We start from the raw sequence: 9,906 nt of genomic DNA on the forward strand, positions 1-9,906 counted from the left end.
AACCGTTGTAATTAATTATTGAGGTTTTAGTATGTTTTTTACTCGGTATGATTTGTTGTTTGTCGGTGGATTTTTAATGCTATTTCAGTTGTCAGCACACAGCCATGGTCTAATAGAAAAACCAATGTCGCGAGAATATTTCTGTGGTAAAACAACCCAACCACATCATATCGAACCAGGAAATAAACTCCCATATGAAGGATGTCGCCCTATTTTGACAAAGGAAGATGGAAGCTATAATAATGATGTCTACCAATTTATGAGTGTATTAAGCCATACTCGAGGTTATTATCAAAATGTTAATTTACCACAACATGTTTGTGGTTTTGATAGTGAGACATTTAAAGGAAAAGCTTCTCCTTGGGATGCTGCGATTGATTGGCCAACCAATAAAGGAATTAAAAATCCTCAAGAGTTTGTATGGGATGTTTCTTATGGTCCTCACTTTAGTGACACGGAGCATTTTCGTTTTTGGATTACAAAATCTGATTACCAATTTAATAAAAATGAACCTCTCAAATGGAGTGATTTTGAAACAGAACCTTTTTGTGAGTATGGATGGGATGATAAAAATCCCTCTCAAGATAAGAATACTATTTGGGCAGATAAGGCAAATAATAAATTTCATATGACCTGCAATGTCCCGGAACGTACAGGCCATCATGTTATCTACGCAGAATGGGGCAGAGACCAGAGCACCAATGAACGATTCCACTCTTGTATTGATGTTGCTAATTAATCACTTTTGTAAGTAAAAAAGTAAATTTTTTTGTATGAACCTCCAAGAATTAATACTTGGGTGTGATAGGATTTGATAGGGGGCTGTTAAACGGCTCCTAATATACCATTTGCAAGGGATGATGCTTCATGTTAGAAAAAAATTCATTATCTTTATTACCTGAAATTCTTAATTGTCTGGATGCCGGGTTTGACCAATTACCTCTTTATATTCAAGAAGTTGATATAGAATCGATACGGAATGTTTTACTTACGGTAGCTGAAAAAATGCGCGATAACCTTCCATATCCTCATCCTCTCTATGCGGGTCAAATGCTTAAACCCCCACATCCTATCGCGCGTTTAGCCTATACTCTTGCTTTGTGGATAAACCCTAATAATCATGCCATTGATGGTGGGCGAGCCAGTTCATACATGGAAAAGCAAGCGGTTGCTCACATTGCACAGATGTTTGGATGGGAAACACATTTAGGTCATCTCTGTAGTGGTGGAACAATGGCAAATTTAGAAGCGCTATGGATTGCCAGTAAACTTAACCCGGGGAAAAAAATTCTAGCATCATCGCAGGCACATTATACACATCAGCGTCTTTGTTCTGTTTTAGGTATCCCTTTTGACGTGGTAAATGTTAATGATAAAGGACAAATGGACTTAGTAGATCTTGAAAATAAATTGAAAGCCGGAGATGTAGGAACAGTAGTTGTTACCATGGGTACCACAGGCATTGGAGCTCTGGATCCGCTCACTGAAATTTTGAATCTCAAATCGATTTATTCTTTTCGAATTCATGCTGATTGTGCTTATGGCGGCTATTTTACTCTATGTAATAATTTATCAGTTTCCGCAATGGAGCATTTTAATCATCTGATTGAGGTAGATTCTTTAGTGATCGATCCTCACAAACATGGATTACAGCCTTATGGATGTGGTTGCATTTTATTTAAGGATACGACAATAGGGCGGTTTTATAAACATGATTCTCCTTATACTTATTTTAGTTCCGCAGATCTACATCTTGGGGAAATTAGTTTAGAGTGTTCAAGGCCAGGGGCTTCTGCTGTAGCATTATGGGCAACGCATCAGCTTTTACCATTAATAAGAAATGCACAGTTTGCCTTGGATTTGGAAAAATCAAAACAAGCAGCATCGATGCTGTATGAAAATCTAGCCCATGATCCCAGGTTTTTAGTGGCCATGCCTCCTGAGTTAGATATCGTTGTATGGGCCCCTAACGCAACGAATGTCAAAAAGATTTCAGAGCTTAGTCAACAATTTTTTAAATTATCGGCACAATCAGATTTACATCTGGCATTAATTAAGTTGCCAAAGTCAATATTAAAATCTCACTGGGCGCACCTGGAATGGAACGACGAATTTGTCACTCTGTTACGCTCTTGCATGATGAAATCGGAACATTTAGATTGGATGGATGAAATTTGGAGCAGGTTAAAGCATGTCATTGATTTAATAAATGTACCCTGAAATTTGGAGTATTCATCTAAGGACTATATTTTAAGATGCTAATTATTAAAGGATTAAAATGAAAATAGCGATTATTGAACCTATAGGGATTAGTAATGAAGAAATTCATTCTGAACTATCAAATCACATGATTACGGAGTGTGACAGTCGCGATTGGTCTGATTAACAATTAATCGATCATATCAAAGATGCTCATATTATTGCGCTTACTAATCGCCCCTTGTCTGCTGCTGTGATTCGTGCGGCAACAAAGTTGAAATTTATTGCTGTTGCATTTGCAGGAATTGATCATATTGATATGGATGCTGTAAATCAAAGACATATTTTAGTGAAAAATGCTGCAGGTTATGCAAATACAGCAGTGGCGGAACTTGTATTTGGATTTATGATCTCTTTAGCACGCGATATTCCAGGTAATAACCAAAGGGTGAAACAAAAAGCTACGACAAACACAGGCATTGAATTAAAAAATAAAATATTAGGTATTGTAGGCTTAGGAGCGATTGGTTCAGAAGTTAAAAGGATCGCGCAAGCATTTCAAATGAAAACTATAAATTGTGGTAAAAATTCAGAATTAACTTTAGAAGATTTATTTTCACAATCGATTTTATAACGTTACATATTCCTCTTGTTCATGAAACCCGAGGAATGGTTGATTTTAACCTTTTATCTAAAATGAAAAAAACCGCTTATTTAATTAATTGTGCCAGAGGTCCCATTATTGTAAGTAATGATCTCAAATAAGCGTTAGAACAACAGTTAATTGCTGGAGCAGCGACAGATGTATTTGATATGGAACCACCAATCACTGCTGATTATAGCCTTTTTGATGCTCCTAATCTGATAGCTACCCCACATATAGGTTTTAATACTCAGGAAGCACTTAGAACCAAAGGGCTATTAACATTAAAAAATATTCAAGAGTTTCTCAATATAAATACCAATAATTAATCATTTTTAAGTGAGTTATTTTGTATTTCCCAAGGCTTTGTTACCTGTAATAAAATGAAAGCCTATAGTGTTTAAACTCGCCAAAAGGGCTCTCCACAGCCGGGCGAAATTATTTTTCGCCTTGTACCAAATAAACAGAAAAAATAAACCAATACTCACCGGAAAATTTCTCTTGACATTCTTGCTCATAAACTTGCACTAAAGACTCATTAATAAGGTTTATTTGTTCATCAGGGACTTGGCCTTGAAAAAAGGCAATACCATTTACAAATTTACGAAAAATATCCAAATTAGGTAAACAAATTTGATGCTTCAGCCGTTCAAGTTTAATGTGCTTAAAAGGGAGTGCGTGTATTTTTTCTTCTAGGTTTTGAAAGTGGTTATAATCCACCGGTGGTTTAAATTGATTAAGACAAGAAAATTGGTTCGACTCTTTTACTTTATAATAGTTGAGAATAAAGGGATCATCGCCAGATGGGAAGATAGTGAATACTTTTCCGTTCGACTTTAAGGCTCTATGAATATTAAGAAATGCTTTTTCTATAGCAAATGCACACCATTGTAAACACCAAAAGGAGACAACATAGTCAAATTCATTGGTAAATGACAGGGTTAATGCATCGGCATGTTGCAGTTTAGCATTAGGATAATCAACAAGTTCTTTCCTTGCTAAGGCTAACATATTTTCCGAAGCATCTACGCCTAAAAAATGGTTTTGAGGAAATTGATTCAAAATTTTTCGACTAAACGATCCATTTCCACATCCAATATCTAATATATGATCCGTTGGTTTTATGTCTAAATATTTTAAATAGTTACTCGCTATACTTGCCTGAATATAGGAGCCAATTGCATAATCATGGGCTGGCCACTCTTGTGTTGGCATTTTGATATCCTTTTTTTACTGGCTTACGGGCATTCATAAACGATGCACCATCTTTAAAGAAAAAGCAAATTTCACCTGTCAGTTTTAAATTCCTTCAGGAGTTAGTGCAACCGCTAAGCTGGCCATTATTACAGGTACACCAACTACCGCCACCACAACTTAAGCAATGGGATTTATCAATATTGCAGTAGTCGCCACCAGTAGAATTTCCTCCATCCCAGCTACAAAAACCTGCATTCGACCCCTTATGTTCTTTACAATAAAAACTTTGTTGTGGCTCTGAAGTACACTGAGATGAAGCTGCAGAAGGAGCATTGACGTTATTCTGACGGGTATAACCATCTCTTTGACAGGCCGGAAGGGGCCCTGAAACAGCCAGGTTTTTAACGTGATCAGCCCAGGATGCTGTCGGTTTCGCACAATCCATCATACGGGTCATGGCACAAGAAATGGAATATTCATCTCCTAGTTTGCAGGGTTTAAAAAGCAAGAGCCCATAATTAGATGGGTCGTCTTTACGTTTAAATCCTGTCAGTTTAGTGAGCTCTTCAGGGCATTTTACTCGTTCTGGTATATATTTAAATTTATAATTCAAGCCATTTTCACCTCTGTATTTATTATCAAAACCATATTTGCACAACATTTGCAGGTCATTAGTTTGACCATTGCTACTTACTACCATGGGATATTTTGGCAAATTGCTGCAATCAACTTCATTTTGAATTCCTCCATATACAAGACCCCATTGAGACTTACTTCCGGAATACATGCTAATGTTGAGATCTCCTACGCATGCATTGAATGCTCCCATACCGCCAGCCCCCATTTGTAAATCAAATTGATTGGGATTGTTCATGTCATATCCAGTATTTACTACTTGTGCTATGAGATCTTTTTGTCCATCTGAAAATACCAGACGAAAGCAGCTCCCTAAATGCTTATCTGTGCCAACTTGATCCCCTTCGCCCATAAATGTACCAACACCAAAATGTACATCTTGCCCGGTTTTATTTTTGAAGTTTTGTTCTGCTTGTTCCATTTGTGTGCTACCTAAAGTCCAATCCATGCAGGCATAGGCACATGAATTATTTTCAGGTTCAGCATAAGCAGTATTTTGTGAAAAAAAAGTTAAGACTATCAGGAGACCAAACACTATTTTAAATCTTCCGGATAAACTTAATGAAGCTATTTTCATTTAGATCTCCTTAACAATGAAAATCGCGTAATTTATGAAAGTATAGAATAGTTTTGAAAGGCATTTGATGATGTGGCTGATAGCTCCAATTTTATAATCAAAATGATAAAGATTCAGATTGGTACAGAGGATGCAGGGTGAGTCAAAGCATTTAATTGGAATCAACAGAAAAAATATTGTATCTTATTTATTTAGCATCATGTAATTCATGATTTTATAAACTTTATCGATGAATGTAATAATGGACAAACAGTATTGGTTCAAATGGATAACTGAACTGCAAGGACTTTGCCAAGCGGGCTTAGCCTATTCGAAGAATAGCTACGACATCGAACGGTTTCAGCGAATTGAACAAATTGTGGCACAAATGGCTGCATACTGCTCCTCTCAACCGGCAAATGTAATTCAAGAGCATTTTCAAGTAGAAAAAGGCTATCCTACACCCAAAATAGATGTTCGAGCAGTTATTCTCCAGAATGAAAATATTTTACTAGTCAAAGAAAGAACAGATGGACTATGGTCCTTGCCAGGCGGTTGGATCGATGTATCCGAATCCCCTTCAGAGGCTATTATTCGCGAAGTCCGTGAGGAGGCTGGTTATGATGTCAAAATTATAAAACTACTATCTGTTTGGGATAAATTAAAACATGATCACCCACCTCAATGGCCACATACGTATAAATTATTTTTTTATGCCCAAATTCTATCCGGACATTTTGAACCTAACACAGAAATTCTTGATTTAGGCTATTTTCCTCTTCATCAGCTTCCCGATCTATCTGTACATAGGGTTACACAAAAGCAATTAGAACGTTTGTATCAACTCATTACTCATCCTACTGACACACAATATGATTAAGTCCCATATCTAATCAAGTCTGAATCACAGATAGTTCACTGAGATTCTCCATAGGTTCTTTCCATGATTCTGGCAATAGTTGTTGATGTGTGAGCTAAATCCAAAGATCTGTAGCACTTTTGCAAGGTAAACACTAATAAGTGTAAGCATGGGGCGATGCATTGATTAGACCAAAATATTCTTATGGAACATATCTAGCATAGTTTTTTTAAACTCACCACTACTTTCAAACTGAATTAAAGCTTGATTAATTTGATCTAATAATCCAAGATCATTGTTATTTATTGCGATACCAAATCCATAAACAAATTGTTTTCCAAAAATCCAGGGGAAATTGACAATCACGATGGATAGTTCGACAAATATACATCATCATTTCAATATCAAAACCAAATAGTTGACCTTTTTCGCCTTGCATAATAAAAGGCGGGTTAAAAATTTCTGTAGCTACTATAATCGGTGGCAACGGAATTAGCATGTGAAAACGATATAGAGAAAGAAAAGATACTTACTAATTGGGTCAGTAGTTTCGTTACAAGCCTTAATAAATGCTGACAACTCTTTGTAATCACAGACTGTTCCCTTTTATTATGAATTTCAAATTCCTAAAAAACATAACGCAATTTTACCTATCATTCAATTCATTCTTGTTGCGTATCCATTACATTTTATCACCTAAATCAACTCAACTAAAAATAGTTTCCGACCATGCCGCAGCATCCTCTATGGCTAAATCCATAAATCACCTCAAAAAGAGGTGATTTGCTCATCTTTCTTTGCTGTAAACAAGATGTGTAGAAGATTCAGCTCAGTGAGTTCTGACTAGACGTCGGTATAAAAGGCTTCGCATTCGGATTGAGTTTGCTGGTGAACAGGCGATGTGGATTTGTCGCATTGGGTTGACTTCTAACAGTCCGAAAAGACAACTCAAATACCCCTGAGTTTCTTTTATTTTCTTGACCAGAAATTCCTTGTCCTGACAGTTCACTGACCACACGCCACACCGCGCGTTTGACTGGATGAATCCCATCTCTTGAACTACTATGTAGCCCTTTTCCATAGATTAAAGTAAGTGTTGAAATAGAATGGCTTGCATCCATTTCCTGCAGCACACGTCTTTTGAGTCCAAAATAGACCAGGCCAAAAGACAGTCCATGCAAGTCTAGTCTGATTCCATTCCTCATATCAAGCAGTTTAAAGTGTTCGATTGCCTCATCAATCAAGGCTCCTGCAAGCTGTGCATCAGGTTGCACGCTTTTGGCAATCGCATCTAGGGTGCTGGCGTAGGTTATGGCATTGGCTAAACCTGCTTTTTTGGCTTCCTCAAGCAGTCTCAACGTAAGCTGCACATCAGGCTGTGCGCTCTTGGCAATTGCATTCAGGGTGATGTTGTAAGTAATGGCATTAGCCAAGCCTTTGGTCACTGCCATTTGATGCACATCCAGAGAGAGTTGAAGTTGATTCAATTGAGACAAACGTTTAATGAGTTGATTCAAAATCACAGTATTAGGGAACACATGATTATTCAGCATCTCAGTCAATAAAGCGGTAATATTACGAAGGTTTTTGCCTTTTAACTGGTTATTGTAGGAAATGTAAGTCGCTATAGATGCATTTACTTTTAAATCACTCTGTTTCATACGCAGTATTACTGACTCGAAAGTGCAGTCTTGATATGTGGTGCTTTTGCTTTTGTCCCCAGTTGGTATCATAAACATAATCCAAAATAAAATTGGAGTATATTAATCAAAATGATAAAGATTAAATCCAATTGATTTTATTGATATCTTGTATCAAATAATTTGATATGTTTTTATTTTCAATAGGTTACATATGTACCGGCCGTTTGGGTACTTTTATCTCCATGATAGTGTAATTCGCGCCAAATGCTTATTTAGGAGCTATTTGTCCCAAGTTAATGGGAAATAAAAAACATTCGTTTAGCAACTTAACAAAAAGGATTTAACAACTTATATATTTGATTAGGCTTCTTTCAAAGGTCTAATGGAGGTCCGCATTTTAATTCAGCATAAGTGCTGAGTATTTAATATAAAGGAGGTATCGGAACATTCTAAAGGCATTTTAAATCTCCAATATTTTTATTGACATATACGAGCAGATTTTGCTTTTTTAATGTAAATCTTGCAAGCACAAAGCAAGATCTGACCCCATTGGCTGCTTGATAATTATGATGGTAGAGTTGATTTACTTGATCAAAAATAGATCGCTCATATCTTTGTGTGCTGAAAAAAGAAATTCTCATTAATATTTAGTGAATCAGAAAATATAGTCTCCATCTTAATTCATAAGACTGACTAAAACCCAAAAAGATTTATATGGAGCAACATGTTAAAATCGGGAATTAGCTCGATATTATAGAGTAGTATACTTTTTATAAAGGATTAAGAATGAAAAATAGATTATTTATTTTACTGATTGCATTTACTACGCCCTTAATAGCCAGTGGTTTAGGTAAGGAAACTTATGAAGTAACATGCAAAACGTGTCATGCTCCTCAATTTGCTAAAGGGATGCATGCTCCTGCTGCCTTTGATAAAAAAGCATGGAATATCAGACTTAAGCACGCTGAAATTGAATTGAAAAACTACCCAGATCAATTTAAGACAGCAATAGATTATTTAATCTATAAAGCAAGTATTGGAAAAGGGTTAATGCCTCATGGTGGTTTATGTAAAGAAGCCGATGTACCTCAGAAAAATTGTTCTGATAAAGCCATAAAAGAGGCTATTTATTATATGGCAAACATCAGCAGTAAAAATTGAATGTATATAACGCACTGTTCTCTTAAATTAATTAGAAGTTTAGGCTCTTTCACATTTAAGCTGAATCTTCTACACATCTTGCCTAAACGAAAGAAACATGATCAAATGGCTCTACCCCAAATAAGCACATCATTACCCATAAGTTATATCTCTAAGAGTCTGCTGTGCTAAAAGGTGGTCTTTTAGCCGCTGTAAACCGATCCAAAGAGTAGTTGGTCCTGGTTCTGGGTCATTTTTTCGATTCATGTATCCCTCTAGAGAGGCAGTCATTTTCATCATAATGTTTAAAGGTGGAGGCTCCTTCGGAGGGGGGCCTTTTTTAAGAATAATGTGTGCTATTTTCCATTCCTCAGCCGAAAAGATTAACTCACAATTTACCTCAGGGCATTCACGACTTAATACCGTCAGGTAGAGAATTCGCCAAGCAATAATCATATAGAGTGCTAAACAAGGGTCAAAGCGCTGTTTTTCAGCGTGCTGTAATTTTTCAATCCGGCAGCCACTTTTTAAAATGCGAAAATACACTTCAATTTGCCAACGGCATACATACCATATTCAAAATATTGTGCGCCCCTGCTGCATCATTGATGGTAACATTCGTTAATAGAACCCATTCTAGTGGCTCTTGTCCCTCAGGTGGGTTTATTTCTTCTGCAATGACCACAGTCACGGTGACTGTTTTATCGCCATATTTTGGTGATAGCTTTCGTTTTCTATCCGGTGGACAAAGAGTAAGCTCAGTTGCATACAAATTTTGAGTGACTACTCGACCCATTTGTTTTTCTTTAGCAGGTATTTCAAAAGTAATGGTACAAAACGGAGTAGTGTTTTTAGTTTTTTCAATTAACTTGGCTCTACCCCAAATAACTGTCTCTTGATCACATTTTCATCAACTCGGTAGCTATCCAAAGTCCTTCAACTCGCTCTTGTAAACGGAACCATCCTTTCCAGATAGTAGACCAAGCTGCTTTTCCAGTCCTTTTGGAATCAGTCCAACCACCCAACCTGGCTA

General features: G+C 36.7%; 10 protein-coding genes and 1 pseudogene. 6 read left to right on the forward strand and 5 right to left on the reverse strand.

Going from position 1 to position 9,906, the window contains the following annotated elements:
- The first annotated feature begins 31 nt into the window (after positions 1-31).
- The 4 genes and pseudogenes from EKG34_RS03425 to EKG34_RS18810 all read left to right on the forward strand — a co-directional run bounded on the left by EKG34_RS03425 (position 32) and on the right by EKG34_RS18810 (position 3,171).
- Positions 32-739: a lytic polysaccharide monooxygenase auxiliary activity family 9 protein gene (locus EKG34_RS03425; protein WP_003636062.1), complete on the forward strand. Its 708-nt coding sequence runs from the start codon at positions 32-34 to the stop codon at positions 737-739.
- A 128-nt stretch (positions 740-867) separates the two neighbouring features.
- On the forward strand, positions 868-2,220 hold the full coding sequence (locus tag EKG34_RS03430; protein ID WP_003636064.1) for a pyridoxal phosphate-dependent decarboxylase family protein: 1,353 nt from the start codon (positions 868-870) through the stop codon (positions 2,218-2,220).
- Positions 2,221-2,440: 220 nt separating this feature from the next.
- A complete protein-coding gene (locus EKG34_RS18805) occupies positions 2,441-2,833 on the forward strand; it encodes an NAD(P)-dependent oxidoreductase (protein ID WP_253264747.1) in 393 nt (130 codons plus the stop codon).
- An 8-nt stretch (positions 2,834-2,841) separates the two neighbouring features.
- Positions 2,842-3,171 (forward strand): annotated as a pseudogene (locus tag EKG34_RS18810) (NAD(P)-dependent oxidoreductase).
- A gap of 109 nt (positions 3,172-3,280) precedes the next feature.
- On the opposite strand, the gene EKG34_RS03440 reads toward EKG34_RS18810, so the two are convergent.
- Positions 3,281-4,057 carry a class I SAM-dependent methyltransferase gene (locus tag EKG34_RS03440; RefSeq protein ID WP_003636068.1) on the reverse strand — a complete coding sequence of 259 codons (777 nt, stop codon included), beginning with the start codon at positions 4,055-4,057 and terminating at the stop codon, positions 3,281-3,283.
- A 94-nt stretch (positions 4,058-4,151) separates the two neighbouring features.
- Positions 4,152-5,252, reverse strand: a complete 1,101-nt coding sequence (locus tag EKG34_RS03445; RefSeq protein WP_003636070.1) for an endoglucanase — start codon at positions 5,250-5,252, stop codon at positions 4,152-4,154.
- A 241-nt stretch (positions 5,253-5,493) separates the two neighbouring features.
- Between EKG34_RS03445 and EKG34_RS03450 the strand changes: the two genes are divergently transcribed.
- Positions 5,494-6,111 carry an NUDIX hydrolase gene (locus tag EKG34_RS03450; protein ID WP_003636071.1) on the forward strand — a complete coding sequence of 206 codons (618 nt, stop codon included), beginning with the start codon at positions 5,494-5,496 and terminating at the stop codon, positions 6,109-6,111.
- A gap of 803 nt (positions 6,112-6,914) precedes the next feature.
- Here the strand turns inward: EKG34_RS03450 and EKG34_RS03460 are convergent.
- Entirely contained in the window at positions 6,915-7,823 is a 909-nt protein-coding gene (locus EKG34_RS03460) for a PABP-interacting PAM2 motif-containing protein (RefSeq protein WP_003636075.1), read from the reverse strand.
- Between the two features lie 696 nt (positions 7,824-8,519).
- On the opposite strand from EKG34_RS03460, the gene EKG34_RS03465 reads away from it, so the two are divergent.
- On the forward strand, positions 8,520-8,894 hold the full coding sequence (locus EKG34_RS03465; RefSeq protein ID WP_003636080.1) for a c-type cytochrome: 375 nt from the start codon (positions 8,520-8,522) through the stop codon (positions 8,892-8,894).
- Between the two features lie 132 nt (positions 8,895-9,026).
- Here the strand turns inward: EKG34_RS03465 and EKG34_RS03470 are convergent, their stop codons facing one another.
- Entirely contained in the window at positions 9,027-9,419 is a 393-nt protein-coding gene (locus tag EKG34_RS03470) for an IS4 family transposase (protein ID WP_049774990.1), read from the reverse strand.
- Between the two features lies 1 nt (position 9,420).
- The gene (locus EKG34_RS03475) at positions 9,421-9,669 is read right to left on the reverse strand and encodes a hypothetical protein (protein WP_049774989.1); all 249 of its coding nucleotides are present in this window, start codon (positions 9,667-9,669) and stop codon (positions 9,421-9,423) included.
- Positions 9,670-9,906: the final 237 nt, after the last annotated feature.

It is taken from the genome of Legionella longbeachae (assembly GCF_004283175.1).
GTDB lineage: Bacteria > Pseudomonadota > Gammaproteobacteria > Legionellales > Legionellaceae > Legionella > Legionella longbeachae.